The 15,762-nt window shown below is 71.6% G+C and carries 17 protein-coding genes; 11 read left to right on the top strand and 6 right to left on the bottom strand.

Translation table 11 applies throughout. The annotated features are described in order from the left end of the window. Positions 1 to 43: 43 nt before the first annotated feature. From N801_RS05505 to N801_RS05540, 9 genes are all read left to right on the top strand, one after another. Positions 44 to 1,597 carry a dolichyl-phosphate-mannose--protein mannosyltransferase gene (locus N801_RS05505; RefSeq protein WP_035934481.1) on the top strand — a complete coding sequence of 518 codons (1,554 nt, stop codon included), beginning with the start codon at positions 44 to 46 and terminating at the stop codon, positions 1,595 to 1,597. A gap of 60 nt (positions 1,598 to 1,657) precedes the next feature. Beyond that, complete coding sequence (locus tag N801_RS05510; RefSeq protein ID WP_035934489.1) at positions 1,658 to 5,206, top strand: TM0106 family RecB-like putative nuclease; 3,549 nt, start codon at positions 1,658 to 1,660, stop codon at positions 5,204 to 5,206. A gap of 283 nt (positions 5,207 to 5,489) precedes the next feature. Then, positions 5,490 to 6,035: a hypothetical protein gene (locus N801_RS05515; RefSeq protein WP_052112656.1), complete on the top strand. Its 546-nt coding sequence runs from the start codon at positions 5,490 to 5,492 to the stop codon at positions 6,033 to 6,035. Positions 6,036 to 6,134: 99 nt separating this feature from the next. Further along, positions 6,135 to 6,575 carry a hypothetical protein gene (locus tag N801_RS05520; protein ID WP_035934498.1) on the top strand — a complete coding sequence of 147 codons (441 nt, stop codon included), beginning with the start codon at positions 6,135 to 6,137 and terminating at the stop codon, positions 6,573 to 6,575. Further along, positions 6,572 to 6,835 carry a hypothetical protein gene (locus N801_RS20570; protein ID WP_156996494.1) on the top strand — a complete coding sequence of 88 codons (264 nt, stop codon included), beginning with the start codon at positions 6,572 to 6,574 and terminating at the stop codon, positions 6,833 to 6,835. Before N801_RS05520 ends, N801_RS20570 begins: the two co-directional genes overlap by 4 nt. Before the next feature lie 10 nt (positions 6,836 to 6,845). Beyond that, positions 6,846 to 7,928, top strand: a complete 1,083-nt coding sequence (locus tag N801_RS20050; RefSeq protein WP_245618233.1) for a sigma-70 family RNA polymerase sigma factor — start codon at positions 6,846 to 6,848, stop codon at positions 7,926 to 7,928. Between the two features lie 2 nt (positions 7,929 to 7,930). Then, positions 7,931 to 8,827, top strand: coding sequence for an STAS domain-containing protein (locus N801_RS05530; protein WP_052112640.1), 897 nt, complete (start codon positions 7,931 to 7,933; stop codon positions 8,825 to 8,827). Further along, positions 8,824 to 9,210: an STAS domain-containing protein gene (locus N801_RS05535; RefSeq protein ID WP_035934512.1), complete on the top strand. Its 387-nt coding sequence runs from the start codon at positions 8,824 to 8,826 to the stop codon at positions 9,208 to 9,210. The genes N801_RS05530 and N801_RS05535 overlap by 4 nt, the downstream gene beginning before the upstream one ends. Then, complete coding sequence (locus tag N801_RS05540; RefSeq protein ID WP_035934518.1) at positions 9,203 to 9,535, top strand: phosphatase RsbU N-terminal domain-containing protein; 333 nt, start codon at positions 9,203 to 9,205, stop codon at positions 9,533 to 9,535. Before N801_RS05535 ends, N801_RS05540 begins: the two co-directional genes overlap by 8 nt. Here the strand turns inward: N801_RS05540 and N801_RS05545 are convergent. After that, the gene (locus tag N801_RS05545) at positions 9,519 to 10,196 is read right to left on the bottom strand and encodes an NADPH-dependent F420 reductase (RefSeq protein ID WP_035934523.1); all 678 of its coding nucleotides are present in this window, start codon (positions 10,194 to 10,196) and stop codon (positions 9,519 to 9,521) included. The two genes, N801_RS05540 and N801_RS05545, sit on opposite strands and share 17 nt — an antisense overlap. 125 nt (positions 10,197 to 10,321) lie before the next feature. Between N801_RS05545 and N801_RS05550 the strand changes: the two genes are divergently transcribed. Together N801_RS05550 and N801_RS05555 are read left to right on the top strand one after the other, a co-directional pair. Next, positions 10,322 to 10,945 (top strand): TetR/AcrR family transcriptional regulator, encoded by a 624-nt coding sequence (locus tag N801_RS05550; RefSeq protein ID WP_035934528.1) that lies wholly within the window; start codon positions 10,322 to 10,324, stop codon positions 10,943 to 10,945. Between the two features lies 1 nt (position 10,946). Continuing rightward, positions 10,947 to 11,303, top strand: coding sequence for a DUF2200 domain-containing protein (locus tag N801_RS05555; protein WP_035934531.1), 357 nt, complete (start codon positions 10,947 to 10,949; stop codon positions 11,301 to 11,303). On the opposite strand, the gene N801_RS05560 is transcribed toward N801_RS05555, so the two are convergent. The 5 genes from N801_RS05560 to N801_RS05580 form a co-directional block, all read right to left on the bottom strand. Further along, on the bottom strand, positions 11,278 to 12,282 hold the full coding sequence (locus N801_RS05560) for a YihY/virulence factor BrkB family protein (protein ID WP_035934533.1): 1,005 nt from the start codon (positions 12,280 to 12,282) through the stop codon (positions 11,278 to 11,280). The genes N801_RS05555 and N801_RS05560 overlap by 26 nt on opposite strands. A 109-nt stretch (positions 12,283 to 12,391) precedes the next feature. Next, on the bottom strand, positions 12,392 to 13,003 hold the full coding sequence (locus N801_RS05565) for a rhodanese-like domain-containing protein (RefSeq protein WP_052112641.1): 612 nt from the start codon (positions 13,001 to 13,003) through the stop codon (positions 12,392 to 12,394). A 31-nt stretch (positions 13,004 to 13,034) separates the two neighbouring features. Then, positions 13,035 to 13,844, bottom strand: a complete 810-nt coding sequence (locus N801_RS05570; protein ID WP_035934535.1) for a sulfite exporter TauE/SafE family protein — start codon at positions 13,842 to 13,844, stop codon at positions 13,035 to 13,037. Between the two features lie 6 nt (positions 13,845 to 13,850). Next, positions 13,851 to 14,030, bottom strand: a complete 180-nt coding sequence (locus tag N801_RS05575) for a DUF8730 family Cys-rich protein (protein WP_035934537.1) — start codon at positions 14,028 to 14,030, stop codon at positions 13,851 to 13,853. Positions 14,031 to 14,115: 85 nt separating this feature from the next. Further along, positions 14,116 to 15,510 carry an MBL fold metallo-hydrolase gene (locus N801_RS05580; RefSeq protein WP_035934758.1) on the bottom strand — a complete coding sequence of 465 codons (1,395 nt, stop codon included), beginning with the start codon at positions 15,508 to 15,510 and terminating at the stop codon, positions 14,116 to 14,118. Positions 15,511 to 15,762: the final 252 nt, after the last annotated feature.

Here is a 15,762-nt window from a genome sequence, read left to right on the forward strand (position 1 = left end):
TCCTCCCACGGGTCCCGCACGTCGTGATGCCTACGATGTGCCGGTGACCCGGACCGACGAGCTGCGCGCCCGGCTGCTCGGGACCACCCCCACCGACCGCGTCTGGGGCTGGGTCGGGCCGCTGCTCGTCGCCGCGATCGGGGGGTTCCTCCGGTTCTGGAACCTCGGCCGGCCCGACTCGCTGGTGTTCGACGAGACCTACTACGTCAAGCAGGGCTGGTCGCTCGTCGAGCACGGCGTCGAGCTGCGCGTGGCGGGGACGAACGAGGACGCGGACAAGCTCTGGAACGCCGGCAACGTCAAGGTCTTCTCCGACCAGGGCGACATGGTCGTGCACCCACCGGTGGGCAAGTGGCTCATCGGCGCCGGCGAGTGGCTCTTCGGGCCGACGAACGCGTTCGGGTGGCGCTTCGCCGTCGCGGTGCTCGGCACCCTGTCGATCCTCGTCGTCGGCCGGGTCGCCCGGCGGATGTTTGGCTCGACCGCCCTGGGGTGCGTCGCGGCCCTGCTGCTCGCCGTCGAGGGCACGCACTTCGCCCTGTCCCGCACCGGCATCCTCGACATGGTCGTCTCCTTCTTCGCCCTCGCCGGGTTCGCCGCGCTCGTCGTCGACCGCGACCGGAGCCGCGAGAAGCTGGCGCGCGTCGTCGGTCGGCGAGCCCCCGGCGTCCCACTCACGAGGGGGCCGTGGCTGGGGGTGCGTCCGTGGCGCTGGCTCGCCGGGCTCTCCCTCGGGCTGTGCGTCTCGACGAAGTGGTCGGGGCTGTTCTTCCTCGCGGTCTTCGGGCTCATGACGGTCCTCTGGGACATGGGCGCCCGCCGCGCCGTCGGCGTCCGTTCGTGGGTGCGCGAGGGTCTGCTCAAGGACGGCCCGTATGCCGCGGTGCAGCTCGTCGTGACCTCCGCCGTCGTCTACGTGCTGTCGTGGTCGGGCTGGTTCGCGTCGAGCAACGGCTACCACCGGCGGTGGGACACCTTCCACCCCGGGGAGGGGATCCAGTGGCTGCCGGCGGTGCTGCGCAACTGGGTGAAGTACCACCAGGACATGTGGCAGTTCAACACCACGCTGTCGACGCCGCACTCGTACTCGTCCAACCCGTGGGGCTGGATGATCCAGGCCCGGCCGACGTCCTTCTTCTACGAGGGCAAGAACCGTGGCCAGGAGTCGTGCGACGTCGACGCCTGCTCCCAGGCCGTCCACACCATCGGCACGGTCTCCCTCTGGTGGGCGGGGATCGTCGCCCTGCTCGTCTGCGCCTTCTTCTGGGTCGTGCGGCGCGACTGGCGCGCGGGCGCCGCCCTCGCCGGGGTGGTCGCCGGCTACGCGCCGTGGTTCCTGTACCAGCACCGCACCATCTACGCGTTCTACACGGTGGCGTTCGTGCCCTACGTCGTGCTCGCCGTGACGTTCTGCCTCGGGCTGGTGCTCGGCGGCCGCGCCGCCTCCCGCGAGCGCCGGCTGGTCGGGGTGCTCGTCGTCGGCGCCTACCTCCTCGTCACCATCGGGCTGTTCGCGTGGTTCTACCCGCTCTACAGCGGGGAGGTCGTCCCGTACGAGCACTGGCGGCGGCTCATGTGGTTCCCCTCCTGGATCTGAGCCCGCCCACCGCTCGGCCGCACCTCCCCCGGTGTCGGTGCCGCGGCATACGGTGACGTCGTGTTCTTCTTCCCGGGCGAGGACCGCCCCGTCATCAGCCCGCACGACCTACGCACCGCGTCGGAGTGCGAGTTCGCGCTGATCCGGGACCTCGACAGGCACCTCGGGCGGGCGGTCCGGGCCGACGACGAGAGCTCGCCGATGATGGACCGCATCATCGAGCTCGGCAACGCCCATGAGAACGCCGAGCGCATCCGCCTCGGCCGGCTCCACCCGGGGCGCGTGCGTGACCTCACCCGTGGTCCGCACTCCCGCGAGGGGTACGAGGCCGCGATGCAGCAGACCCTCGAGGCACTCGGGTCGGACGCCGTGGTCCTGTGCCAGGCGACCTTCTTCGACGGCGACGTCCTCGGCTACGCCGACTTCCTCGAGCGCACCGACGCGGGGTGGCTGGTCAGCGACACCAAGCTCGCGCGCTCCGCCAACGTCCCGGCCCTGCTCCAGATCGCCGCGTATGCCGCGCAGCTCCAGGACCGCGGTGTCCCCACCGCGCCGTGGGCGCGGCTCGTCCTCGGCAACGAGGACCGTCGCGACTTCCCGCTGGCCGACATCGTGCCGGTGTACCGGTCCCGGCTCGCGCGGCTGCAGCGCATCATCGGCGAGCACCTCGACGACGACGGTCCCGGCGCGTGGGGCGACGACCGGTGGATCGCGTGCGGGCGCTGCGACGTGTGCGAGGCCGAGGTGGCCGCCCACCGCGACCTCACCCTCGTCGCCGGGGTCCGCCCGAGCACGCGCAAGCACCTCCTCGGCGCCGGGATCACGACCATCGACGACCTGGCCGCCTCGACCGGGTCGGTGGACGGCATCCAGGAGTCGCGGCTCGAGCGGCTGCGTGCCCAGGCGCGTCTCCAGCTCACCCAGCTCGACGACGTGGACGCGCCCGTCGCGTACGAGGTGTTCGACGAGGCGCCGATCCGGCGGCTGCCCGTGCCCACCGCCGGTGACCTGTTCTTCGACTTCGAGGGCGACCCCCTGTGGGCCGAGCGGGGGTCGAAGGACTGGGGCCTCGAGTACCTCTTCGGCGTCGTCGAGGTGGACTCCGGTGCAGACGCCTTCCACGCCTTCTGGGCGCACGACCGCGAGCAGGAGAAGCAGGCGCTCGTCGAGTTCGTGGCCTACGTCCAGGAGCGACGGCGTCGGTGGCCGGGGCTGCACATCTACCACTACGCGCCCTACGAGACGGCCGCGCTCAAGCAGCTCGCCTCCCGCCACGGCGTGTGCGAGGACGACATCGACCAGTTCCTGCGCGACGAGGTCTTCGTCGACCTCTACGCGACGGTCCGCGGGGCGATCCGGGTCTCGCAGCGGTCCTACTCGATCAAGAAGCTCGAGCCCCTCTACATGGAGGCCCGCACCGCGGACCTGCAGAAGGGTGACGACTCGATCGTCGAGTACCACCGGTTCATGATGGCGCGGCTGGAGGAGCGCTTCGCCGCGGCCCAGGACATCCTCGACGGCATCGCCGAGTACAACAAGGACGACTGCATCTCCACCCGGCTGCTCCGGGACTGGCTCGTGAGCCGGGTCCCCGACGGCGGGGTCGGCGAGGTCGTCGAGGCGCTCGCCCCGCGCCCGCTGAGCGACGAGCGCGCGGCGGCGCTGCGGCTGGAGGCGGACCTGCGGGCCCTCGTCGAGGGCGTCAAGCTCGACCAGCGCACCCCCGAGGACCACGCCGTCGCCCTCGTCGCCGCGTCGGTGCTCTTCCACGCGCGCGAGGACAAGCCGTTCTGGTGGGAGCACTACGAGCGGATCAAGCACCCCGTCCAGAACTGGATGCGCTCCGCGGGCGTCGCCGTCGTCGAGGGCGAGCCCGAGCTCCTCGCGCCCTGGCACAAGCCGACCCCCCGCAGCGGCATGAAGCGGATCTACGCGGTGCGTGTCGACCCCGCCGGCGGGACGCTGCTCGACGTCGGCGGCAAGGTGGCGGCCCTCTACTCCGCCCCGCCGAGCTTCCCGGCGCCGGCCGACCACCTGCCGGGCAACGCCCACGCCAGGAGCCCGGGCACGGTGGAGATCATCGAGGCCGAGGAGGAGATCACCGACCGCGGTCGCGTCTTCCAGCGGCTGACGATCCTCGAGAACGCCCCCGCCAAGGCGGAGATCGACGACTTCCCGGTGGCGTTCGTGCCGGGAGGCACGGTCGGCACCAAGAACATCGACGAGGCCCTCCACGAGCTGGCCCGCGAGGTGCTCCAGACGCACCCGACCCTTCCCCGGCGCGCCGGCATCGACGTCCTGCGGCGCACCCCGCCGCGGCTGCGCACGGGCGCGTCGCTCCCCGCCCCGGGCTCGGGGGACGCCCGCTTCATCGAGGCGATCACCGCGGCCCTCACCGACATGGACGACTCGTACGTCGCGGTCCAGGGTCCGCCCGGGACCGGCAAGACCTACGTCGGCGCCCGGGTGATCGCCCGGCTCGTCCGTCTCGGCTGGAAGGTGGGGATCTGCTCACAGGGCCACGCGGCCGTCGAGAACATCCTCGACGCGGTCGTGCGCGCCGGGGTCCCGGGCACGCAGGTCGCCAAGGCCCCCAAGTACGCCAACGCCCCGGCCTGGACCGCCCTCGACAGGGCCGACGACCTCGCGCCGTTCATCGCCGAGCGGGCCGAGGCCGGACTCGGCGTCGTCGTCGGCGGCACCGCCTGGGACCTCACCAACACCGGCCGCATCCAGCGCGGGTCGCTCGACCTCGTCGTCATCGACGAGGCCGGGCAGTTCTCGCTCGGCAAGACCCTCGCGGTGTCGATGGCGGGCCGGCGCCTGCTGCTCCTCGGCGACCCGGCCCAGCTCCCCCAGGTGTCGCAGGGCACCCACGCCGAGCCGATCGACCACTCGGCGCTCGGCTGGCTCGCCGGCGACGACGACCTCCTGCCGCCCGAGCTCGGGTACTTCCTCGAGGCGACGTGGCGGATGCACCCGCGGCTCACCGAGGCCGTGTCCCACCTGTCGTATGCCGGCCGGCTCACCTCCGAGGAGCACGTCACCGCCGTGCGCACCCTCCAGGGGGTGGAGCCCGGCGTCCACGAGGTGCTCGTCGAGCACCGCGACAACAAGAACTTCTCCCCCGAGGAGGCCGACGTCGTCGTCGAGCTCGTCACCGACCTCCTCGGCCGCACGTGGACCGCCGGCGACGAGCCCGGCGCCGAGGCCGGGCGACCGCTGACCCAGCAGGACTTCTGCGTCATCACGCCCTACAACAGCCAGGTCGGCATGCTCAAGGTGCGCCTGCGGGCCGCCGGCTTCGACGAGGTGGCGGTCGGCACGGTCGACAAGTTCCAGGGCCAGGAGGCCCCGGTCGCGATCCTCTCGATGGCGGCGTCCGCTCCGGGGGACGTGTCGCGCGGGATGGGCTTCCTCCTGAACCGCAACCGGGTCAACGTCGCGATCTCCCGGGGCAAGCACGCGGCCTACGTCGTGCGGTCCGCAGTGCTCACCGACTTCTCCCCGCGCAGCCCGGACGAGCTCATCGCGCTGGGCGCCTTCCTGGGCCTGTGTGAGCACGCCACGAGCACGACCTCACGCGGGCCATCGGCCCACGTCGGCTGACGGGCCGGCACCACCTCGCCCGTCGCCGACCTGGGTTCTTCGACCCCTGACGCCTTCGCGCCCGATGCATGACGCGGGCTCCTCAACGCATTCGCCGCGCCCAGCCGCTCGCTCGGGACGCCGGCAGCACGACGGGCGGCTGCGTCGGCGGGAGTCCCGCGTCATGTGAGCCCGAGACCCGAGTCTTCATCACCGTGACGGGATGGAGTGCAACCGCATGCTGCAACCGCCACGACGCAACCCCGCTATGGAGCCCGAACGGGCACCCACGAAGGAGCACGTCATGTTGAAGTCCAAGATCATCGGTACCGGTACGGCCGTCCTCCTGGCCGGCGCCCTGGGCCTGGTCCCCGGCGCGGCCTCGGCGAACGCCGCCCCCTCCACCGCCAAGGCCGTCGCGGCCGCCCAGCCCGCGGCCACCACCCTCCCCGTGACCGGCACCCTGCCGGACGGGACGGCCTTCACCGGCGCGCTGAGCAACCTCACCACCTCCGTGGTCGGCGGCGTCGTGCAGCTCACCGGGACCATCACCGGTACCGGACTGCCGACCGGCGGGACGCAGTTCACGGCCCCGATCCAGGACCTCGTCGCCACGGCGGGGTGCAAGATCCTCACCCTGGACCTCGGGCCGCTGAACCTCGACCTGCTCGGCCTGGTCGTCGACCTGTCCCCGGTCTCGCTCGACATCACCGCGGTGCCGGGCCCGGGCAACCTGCTCGGCAACCTGCTCTGCGCCGTCGCCGGGCTCTTCGACGGCCCGGGCAACGCGCTCGGTGGCATCGCCGCGCTCCTGAACCGGATCCTCTCCGGTCTCGGCCTCGCTCTCTGAGCGAACCCCGCCGTGCCAGCGGCGCCCCGCCCCCTTGACCGGGGCGCCGCTGGTGCTCCACCCCGCAGCTTCACCCACAGACCTCCCTGGAGGCACGACATGACGGTGATCGCCTTCCGACCCCGACCCACGACCGGGAAGCCGCGGCCCACGGACGACGATGCGACGGCCATCACCGGCAGCTTCCGGTCGCCGCGCGGGCGGACGGGCACGATGTCCGGACACCTGCGCCTTCAGCGGCTCGTCGTCGTCCCTCGTGGCGCCTTCGTCACCGGCGTCTTCACCGGGGAGCTGCGTGAGTTCGACGGCACCCTCGTGGGCGTCGACAGCCGGAGATGCACGGTCCCGGCCGACCTGCGGCGCAGCGACGACGGCCTCCAGGCCGTCATCCGGCCTCTGCACCTCGACCTCATGGGCATCGACGTCGACGTCGGTGCCTTCGCGGTCTCACCCGTCCTGCCGTTCCCCGCCTCCCCCCGCCGCACGGACCCACGCCGACGCCACATCGTCGGCGGACTGCGCAGCATCCATCCCCGATGAAGGCGGCCGCGCTGCTCACCCCCGTCCTCGTCCTCGGGCTGCTCCACCTGCTGCACCGCCTCGAGGTCTGGACCCGAAGCCCCGACGGCATCCCCCTCCCACGACGGAGGGGGTCGGGCACGGCCGGGACGCCCACCTCGGCTCAGGTCGAGGACAACCCCGAGCGACCCCCGGCACCCGGTCGGCCGCCTCGTGAGCGGGTCCGGGCGGGGGCAGCAACCTGCGCGATGACCCCGGATATGCCGCCTCCCCGGGCGTAGGGTCACGAACGTGACACCTGCGCCGGCCCGCGAGGAGCCGGAGGATGCGGACGGGGCGGCCCACGTCGCTGACCTCATGCCGATGCTCCGGCGCATCGTCGCGGCACGCGTGGGACAGCACCCGGCAGCCGAGGACATCGTCCAGGAGACGCTGCTGCGGGTCCTCACGGCTGAGGACCGGATCGAGCCGGGCATGCTCGAGCCGTATGCCATCACGACGGTGCGCAACGTCATCGCGACGATGTGGCGCAAGCAGGACCGCGACGCCCGCAACCAGCACCGCGTCCACGACCCGAGCGAGCCGGAGGACGCCGAGGAGCTGGTCGTGGCCTCCGAGGAGCAGTCCGCCATCAGCGTGGCGCTGAGCCGGCTCGCGGACCGCGAACGGCAGATCCTCCTCGCTCACGAGGTGAGCGGGAGGGCCACGCAGTCCCTGGCCGACGAGACCGGCAGCACGGCCGGGGCCGTCGCCGCCCAGCTCAAGCGGACCCGGGCGCGGATGCGGGTCGAGTACGTCCTCGCGCTCGAAGGGGTCGAGCCGCCGACCGACCGGTGCCGACCCGTGCTCCTCGCCCTGTCCAGTGCGGACCGGCGTCGGCAGCGGGAGGTCGACGCACCCCGGCACCTGCTCGAGTGTGAGGTGTGTGCCCGGCTCAGCGAGCCGCTGATGGGCAGGGGCCCCGTGCGCACCGACGAGATCCACGTCCCCATCGGCGCGGACCCGGACATCGTCGCAGCGCGCCAGGCGGCCCGGGAGCTCGCGTCGCGGGCCGGGTTCACCGGCACCGACCTCACCATGCTGGCCACCGCCGTGTCCGAGGTGGCCCGCAACATCGTCCGGTTCGCCTCCAGTGGCGAGGTCAGCATCGAGCTCCTCGACAGGCCCCGGGCCGGCATCCGCGTGGTGGCCAGGGACACGGGGCCCGGGATCGGCGACCTCGACCGCGCACTCGAGGACGGGTTCAGCACCTACAACGGTCTCGGCCTCGGCCTTCCCGGCTCCCGCCGGCTCATGGACGAGTTCGACATCACCTCCGAGCCCGGTCAGGGCACGACCGTGAGCATGACCAAATGGATCGACAGGAAGGGATGAGCATGGACGCTCACCACGACGAGGAGCTCCCCCCGCAGGACGACCAGTCGCCCTCCGGCGACATGCTGCTCCCGCAGCTGGTGGCCCACCTCCGCGAGCATCGCGCGACGCTTCGGGACGACTGGGCGCAGCGGATCCACGACGCGCACCTGCTCGAGGCGATGACCCCGCAGGAGATGGTCGCCGAGACGACCTCCGTCTACGACAACTACGTCGAGGTGCTCGAGACGGGAAGCGTCGAGGCGCTGCAGCACTATGCCCGTGACCTGTCCGAGCGCATCATCCCGCGAGGCGTGGAGACCCACGAGGTCGTCGGCATCGTCCTGCTCCTGCGCGACGTGCTGGCGCGGTCGCTCTTCGAGAAGTATCAGGGCGACGTGGGCCTGCTCAACCGCGTCCTTGACGCCTACGAGCCAGCAGCGAACCGCATCGCGAACACGGTCGCGGTGAGCTTCGTCGACGAGCGCGAGCGCGTCATCCGCCAGCAGCAGGACGCGATCCGGGAGCTGTCCACGCCGGTGCTCCCGGTGCGCGAACGCCTGCTCATCCTTCCGATCATCGGGGTCCTCGACAGCGAACGCGCCAAGCAGCTCACCGAGCAGCTTCTCGGAGGCATCCGCACCCACCGCGCCAAGGTCGTGGTCATCGACATCACCGGGGCACCCGAGGTCGACGAGGCCGTCGCCAACCACCTCGTCCAGACGGTGGACGCGTCCCGGCTCATGGGTGCCAGCGTCATCATCACCGGACTGTCCCCGACCATCGCGCAGACGCTCGTCACGATCGGCGTGGACCTCAGCAAGATGAACACCATCGGAGACCTCCAGGGTGGCCTCGAGGAGGCCGAGCGGCTGCTGGGCTACAAGGTGACTCGCAAGGGAGTGACGGACGGCTCGTGAACTCAGGACCGGCACTCGTCTCCATCCTGCGCCAGGGTGACACCCTCGTCGCGTCGGTCCACACTGCCCTGGACGACTCCGAGATGGTCCGGTTCCAGAACGACCTCGTCCGCCAGATCGGTGAGTACCGCGCTCGTGGCGTCATCATCGACGTCGCGGCACTCGACGTCATCGACAGCTTCGCGTCACGCACCCTGCAGACGATCGCCGACATCGCCCGCCTGCGCGGAGCCGTGACGGTCATCGTGGGCATCCAGCCCGAGGTGGCCTTCGCCATGGTGCGCCTCGGGATGGGGATGGGTGAGGTGGCGACGGCGCTGGACCTCGAGGAGGGGATGGCCCACCTCGCGGGGCTGCGCGGCTCCGGGGCGCGCCGTGAGTGACGTCGCGGACCTCACGCGCGACTACCGCGCGGCCTTCCAGCGCTACCTCCCCGGGCGGAGCGAGGCTGCGCTGACCGTGGGGTACCAGCTGGGACGACGTGCCGTCGAGGAGGGCGTCAGCCTCCTCGACCTCGTCGGCGTGCACCACGTCGTGCTCGCCGAGATCCTCGCCGACCTTCGCGATGGTGACACGAGTGCCGTCACCGAGGCGGCGTCGGCGTTCCTCCTCGAGGTCCTGTCGACCTACGACATGGCCCACCGGAGCCTGACCCGAGCCGCTGGCGCGGGCGACCCACCGGAGGACGGACTCAGCGCACGACCCTGACGTTGAAGGCGGGGGTCCTCAGGGCCCCCATGAGACGCAGCCAGAGGGGGAGGAACATCTCGGTGCCGCGCGCCGTCGTGATGTCGCCCAGGTCGATGACATCGGTGTGGCCGAAGCTCTCGAGCAGGTCGACGACCACGGCCTTGGCCGCGGGGTCGTCGCCGGACACGAAGACCGACGAGTCCTGGCCGAGGCTCAACGGGTCGACCATGAGGTGGGCATTGAGGGTGTTGAGCGTCTTCACGACCTTCGCGTCGGGGAAGGCCCGCTGGATCTGTTCGCCGAGTGAGTCACTGTCCTTGACGAGCAGGGTGGGAGGGAATCCCGCCGTGAAGTCGAGTGGGTTCGAGATGTCGATGACCACCTTGCCGGCGAGGTGGCCGGCGCCGGCCCGGCTGAGGGCGTCGAGCGAGCCGGCGCCGTTCGTCGCGTTGACGATGACCTCCGCGCGACCAGCCGCCTCGGGCAGGGTCGTCAGCTCGACCGACGGGTGGGAGCCCAGCCAGGTGCTCAACGGCGGGTTGCCCATGCCGTCCGGCTCGCGACGAGCTCGGGTGGCCTCCGGGTCGCGGGTGCCGACGACGACGTCGTGGCCGAGGCAGGCGAGGCGGTCGGCGAGCGACTGGCCGACCATGCCGGTGCCGAGGACTGCGATCTTCATGGGTGCTCCTTGTCGAGGCCGTCGAGGTAGACAGACCTGTCTACCTGAGGTCGCGACGGTAGCAGACAGGTCTGTCTACCCGCAAGGTATGCTGGTGGACAGCCGTCCCCCACCGGAGGAACCCGATGCCCCGACCACCCTCGACGCCGGAGGTCCAGCGCACCAGCGCCGCACGCGACCGCATCCTCGAGGCCGCCTTCGCCCTCTTCTACGCCCGCGGCATCCGCGCCGTCGGGGTGGACCTCATCATCGCCGAGTCCGGCGTGGCCAAGGCGACCTTCTACAAGCACTTCCCCGCCAAGGACGACCTCGTGGTGGCCTACCTCGACAAGGTCGACGGAGTGTGGACCGGGCAGCTCCGGGCTGCCGCAGAGGCGGCCGGCCCGGACCCGGCCGGACAGCTCGTCGGGCTCTTCGACGCCCTCGGGACCGCGTGCCGCCGCGAGGGGTACCGGGGGTGCGCGTTCATCAACGCGGCCGCGGAGTCGCAGCCGGGCACAGCGGTCCACGACCGCACCGTGGCCCACAAAGCGGCGGTCATGGCGTGGATGAGCGGCCTGGCGGAACAGGCCGGAGCTCACGACCCGGGTTCCCTCGCCCGCTCGCTCGCCCTCCTCCTCGACGGCGGCCTGGCCAGCGGCGCGCTCGACGCGAGCCCCGACGCCCCGGAGGCCGCCAAGGACTCGGCCCGTATCCTCGTCGGATCCACGGTGAGACCTCGGGGTCGTCGCACGGCGCTACGCTCCTGAGATGAGCCGGATCTTCACGACCAGCGTCGCGTCCGTCTACCCCCACTACGTCACCAAGGCGGAGCGCAAGGGCCGCACGAGGGCCGAGGTCGACGAGGTGATCACCTGGCTGACGGGCTACGACCAGAAGGCCCTCGACGCCCACCTGGCCCACGGGACGACCTTCGAGGACTTCTTCGCCCGGGCCGAGATCAACCCGAACGTCTCCCTCATCACCGGCACCGTCTGCGGTGTCCGGGTCGAGGAGGTCGAGGACCCGTTGATGCAGCAGATCCGCTGGCTCGACAAGCTCGTCGACGAGCTCGCCAAGGGCAGGCCGATGTCCAAGGTCCTCAGGTCTGCGGTCCCGAGCGCGTGACGTCGCCCTCGGCCGACTCCGGCCGGGTGTCGAACCCCACGTCGATCTGCTGGTAGCCCTTGAACCGCCCGATGCGGGCCTGCTGCGTGTACGCGCGGCGGTCGCCGTCGGTGAGGTCGACGTTGTCGGTGAAGGGGGTGAGCAGGGCGCGCGGCCAGAGCCGGGCGTGGCGGACGACGTCCGCCTCGGCGGACAGGACGATGCCCATGGCGGCGAGGTGGAAGAACGCGAACAGGCCGATGACGATGGCGAAGATGCCGTTGGACGACGAGCTCTCGGTGGCCCGCTCGACGAGCCCGACCCCGAAGTACTGCACCATCTGCCAGGTCGCCGCCGCTCCGAGGGCGCCGAGGGCCACGTCCTTGAGCCCCACGTCCCGAGCCACGGCACGACGCATGGCGAGGGCGAAGACCAGGGCGGTGACGGCATACTGCGCGATGGTGAGCAGCACGCGGGTCGTCGCCGGGTAGCTGATGAGGCCGGTGGTCGCGACGACGGACAGGCCGGTCGTGGCCGCCACGAAGAGCAGCACGTTGAGGAGCAGCACGAAGCTGCGGGCGCGGGCCTTGAACGGGTTGGGGCGGGAGTTGCGCGGGACACCCCACGCGGTGTTCATCGCGTACTGGAACGCCTGCCCGATGCCCAAGCCGCCGTACAGCGCGACCACACCGCTGGCGACGATCCCGATGGTGCTCCCCTGGAGCGTCCCGGGGTCGCCGAGCTGGGCGCCGAGCACCGGGATCTCGGCGAGCGTGGACTCCAGCAACCGCTCCTGGAGGTCGGGGCGGCTCTGGAGCACGGCGCCGAGGAGGGTCGTGAAGAGCAGCAGCAGCGGGAAGAACGACAGGAAGGCGTAGTAGGCGATGAGCGCGACGAGGTAGCCCGCCTGGTCGTCGAAGAACTTGTAGACGACGGCGAGCGGGAACCCGAGGACCGGGTGCTGGCGCTGGAAGCGGTCCACGTGCTCGGCGATACCCACCCGCGCATCACATCACGGCGGTGGCACCGCCGGGGTCGAGCCTCAGGCGCCGTGTGGACAGAGGCCCCGGGATACACGGCGCCTGACAACCGTGTCACCGGGAGCGGGGTCAGGCAGCAAGCGTCCTCAGGACGGCGCCGAGGTCGGGTTCGTTGCGGCGGTTGTAGGGCAGCCTGGACAGGAGCATGCCCATGGCGCAGCTGTTGGTGAGCGCGGCGCCGGTGAGGCCTGCGCCGACGCCGGCCGAGATCCACTTGGCCCACGGCGCAACGGTGCTGGCCAGAACGCCAGCGAGGACGATGCTGCCGGCGACGAGGCGGACCTGGCGTTCGAGCTCCCATGTCTCGGTACCGCGGGTCAACGGGCCACCAGCGGCCTCCCAGGCGGTGACACCGCCCGTGAGGACATGCACGTTGTCGAGTCCGGTGGCCCCGAGAAGCGACTCGGCCTGACCCGCGCGGGCACCGGAGCGGCATACGAGGACGACCTCGTCGCCGAGGTGGGTCCGCAGCTCGGTTCGATGCTCCCGCAGCAGATCGAGGGGCACGTTGTAGGACCCCGGGATGTGAGCGGTGGTGAACTCGGCCGGGCTGCGGACGTCGAGCAGACGCGGACCTTCAGGAGAGGTGAGCCACTCCTGAACGGCGTGGGCGTCGAGCCCGGTGGGGCGGCGAGGCGCAGCGGCCTCTTCCGGCGAGTCGGTCGCGATGGTGACGTTCATGGTGTCCTTTCGTGTGCCACTGCCGGGCACCTCAGAAGAGGGTGGGCAGGGCGCGAGCAGCGGTGTAGAGCGCCACACCGACGAGCAGCACGGCGAAGGCGCGCGTGAGGATCGTGGGGTGGAGCCGGGAGGTGAGGCGGCCGCCGACGAGACTGCCGACCACGGCGGCCGCGGTGAAGGCCGCGATGAGGGGCCAGTCGAGATCCGTTCCCACTGTGGTGATGCGTGCCGTGAGAGCGGTGGCGCTGTTCACGGAGATCACGAGGAGGGAGGTACCGACTGCGACAGGCATGGGGAACGACAGCGCCAGGACGAGGGCCGGCACGAGGACGAATCCGCCACCCACGCCGAAGAAGCCGGTGAGCAGCCCCACAGCGGTGGCGGTCACGACGACCTTGGCGAGCCGGGGGCAGGCGCAGGTGAGGGGGTGGAGGGTGAGGATGGGTTCGGACGTCGGGTCCGCGGTCTCGGGCCCCGCGCTGCGACGGAAGGACCGGCGCAGCATGAGGGTCGCGACGACGAGCATGAGGCCGGCGAAGGCGCTGAGGAGCACCTGTGGTGCGACCCTCGACGCCAGGAGCGACCCGAGCAGCGAGCCTCCCGTACCCAGCGCCCCGAACATCAGCCCCTGTCCGACGCGGACGCGGTGCGCCCGGGCGTGCGGGAGAAGGGCGATGAGCGAGGTGACGCCGACGATGAGCAGCGAGCTGGTCGTGGCCGCGCGGGGTTCCTGCCCCAGGACGTAGACGAGCGCGGGGACGGTGAGGATCGAGCCGCCGCCGCCCAGTGCGCCCAGCGCGAGGCCGATGACCAGCCCGAGCGGGATGACGAGTGGCGACACGAGGTGTCAGGAACGGCCGAAGAAGCGCGCGAAGGCCGAACCGTTGCCGGCGGCGCTCTTCTCGGCGTCCCTGTGACCGGGGCAGCGCTCACCTCGGGGGACGTTGGCCATGACCTGGTCGACGTGCTGGCCGCAGCCGGCCCAGGTGGTCTTGCCGCAGACCTTGCAGTTGGCGGGACGACACATGAGGGTTCTCCTTCGGGGTGGGACGTGCGTGGGACGTGCGTGGGACGTGCGTGGGGTTCGGACCGCGATGCGGGGGTCGGACAGGTCAGGCGGCGGCTGCGGCGAGGGGAAGGCCGGACGAGGCCGCGCTCTCGTCGTAGCTGTCGTCGACGGCCACCACGGGGACGTGGTGGGAGGCGAGGACGGAGGCGGCGATCGAGGCACGGTACCCGCCGGCGCAGTGGACCCAGACCTCGCCGGACGGCACCTCGGACACCCGGGAGAGGAGCTCGTGGAGGGGGATGTTGACCGCGCCCTCGATGTGGCCGCCGTCGTACTCCGACGCGCGGCGCACGTCGAGCACGGACACTCGGCGGTGGTGGCGCACCTGCGCCAGGTCGGCGAACACGGCGCGCTCGAAGTGCCCCAGCGTGCCGTCGGTCCACTCCTCGGGGCCACCGGTCGCGGCGCCCTCGAGGTCGTCGATGCCGATGCGGACGAGCTCGCGCTGGGCCTCGGCGACCTGCTCGGGCGAGTCGCCCAGCAGGGTGAGGGGAGTGCCCCAGGGGATGAGCCAGCCGAGGTAGGTCGCGAACTGTCCGTCGAGACCGAAGTTCAGGGTGCCCGTGACGTGCCCGGCGGCGAAGGCGGTGCGGGTGCGCAGGTCGACGACCCACTCGCCGTCGGCAATGCGCGCTGCGAGGGTGTCCTTGTCGGCGGACTCAGGAGGGGCGAGGTCGGGCGCTCCCGGGCCCGCGCTGTTGGCCGGTCCCATGTGGGCGTAGTACGCGGGGTAGGCGTCCAGGCCGGCGAGGGTGTCGGCGACCCAGCGCTCCTCGTCCTGGGTGAGGGCGGGGTTCTGACGCTTCTCGGCACCGATCGTCGACGCCGTCGTGTCGCCGGTGGAGCCGGCCGAGCAGAACGAGCCGAAGCCGTGGGTCGGCAGCACGTGGGCCTGCTCCGGCAGCTCCTGCGCCAGGCGCTGTGCGGACGCGAACTGGTGGTGCACGAGGTCGTGCGTGTGCTCGTGACCCAGGAGGTCCGGACGGCCGGTGGCCCCGAAGAGCAGGGACCCGCCGGTGAAGACACCGACGGCCTCGAAGTCCGATCCGGGGGCCTCCGCGGCCTCGAGGGCGAAGGACAGGTGGGTGTAGGTGTGGCCCGGCGTGGCGATGGCTCGCAGTCGCATCGTCGCGGACGCCTCGACGACGTCGCCGTCGTGGATGGGCGTGCGCTCGAAGGAGACGTCGTCGGCGGCGTTGACGTGGTACGCCGCACCGGTCGCCTGCGCCAGGGCGAGGCCGCCGGTGACGTAGTCGTTGTGGATGTGCGTCTCGAAGACGTGGATGATCCGGACACCGGCCTCGTCGGCGAGCGTCAGGACGCGGTCGATGTCGCGCTGCGGGTCGATGACGACGGCCACGGCACCGTCGTGTGCGAGGTAGGAACGGTCACCGAGGGTGGGGGTTTCGATGGGGATGATCACCGGGGTCGAGCTCATGGCGCGAGGTCCTTCCATGGGGGGGTGGTGGGCAGGGGTGCCGCCCACGACGGCGCTGGCGTCGAAGCCGGACAGGACGGGGAGGTCCGACCGGGAACCGGAGCGGTTCCCGCTGTCGGCGAGCACCTCGACACCTGCTCGCGGGTGGCCTGGGACAACTGGGACTCCCGCTGGTGGGCATACCCGCTGGGGTATCGGTCGACGGCTACGCTAGTACCCCCCGGGGTATCCCTGTCAAATCAGGGGCCGACT

It is taken from the genome of Knoellia aerolata DSM 18566, assembly GCF_000768695.1.
Taxonomy (GTDB): domain Bacteria; phylum Actinomycetota; class Actinomycetes; order Actinomycetales; family Dermatophilaceae; genus Knoellia; species Knoellia aerolata.

Excerpts from the sequence above, each read along its gene's own strand:
- N801_RS05580 (WP_035934758.1), bottom strand. The coding sequence starts at position 15,510 with ATGAGCTCGACCCCGGTGATCATCCCCATCGAAACCCCCACCCTCGGT.
- N801_RS05545 (WP_035934523.1), bottom strand. The coding sequence starts at position 10,196 with ATGAAGATCGCAGTCCTCGGCACCGGCATGGTCGGCCAGTCGCTCGCC.
- N801_RS05520 (WP_035934498.1), top strand. The coding sequence starts at position 6,135 with ATGACGGTGATCGCCTTCCGACCCCGACCCACGACCGGGAAGCCGCGG.
- N801_RS20570 (WP_156996494.1), top strand. The coding sequence starts at position 6,572 with ATGAAGGCGGCCGCGCTGCTCACCCCCGTCCTCGTCCTCGGGCTGCTC.
- N801_RS05575 (WP_035934537.1), bottom strand. The coding sequence starts at position 14,030 with ATGTGTCGTCCCGCCAACTGCAAGGTCTGCGGCAAGACCACCTGGGCC.
- N801_RS05530 (WP_052112640.1), top strand. The coding sequence starts at position 7,931 with ATGGACGCTCACCACGACGAGGAGCTCCCCCCGCAGGACGACCAGTCG.
- N801_RS05550 (WP_035934528.1), top strand. The coding sequence starts at position 10,322 with ATGCCCCGACCACCCTCGACGCCGGAGGTCCAGCGCACCAGCGCCGCA.
- N801_RS05565 (WP_052112641.1), bottom strand. The coding sequence starts at position 13,003 with ATGAACGTCACCATCGCGACCGACTCGCCGGAAGAGGCCGCTGCGCCT.
- N801_RS05555 (WP_035934531.1), top strand. The coding sequence starts at position 10,947 with ATGAGCCGGATCTTCACGACCAGCGTCGCGTCCGTCTACCCCCACTAC.
- N801_RS05515 (WP_052112656.1), top strand. The coding sequence starts at position 5,490 with ATGTTGAAGTCCAAGATCATCGGTACCGGTACGGCCGTCCTCCTGGCC.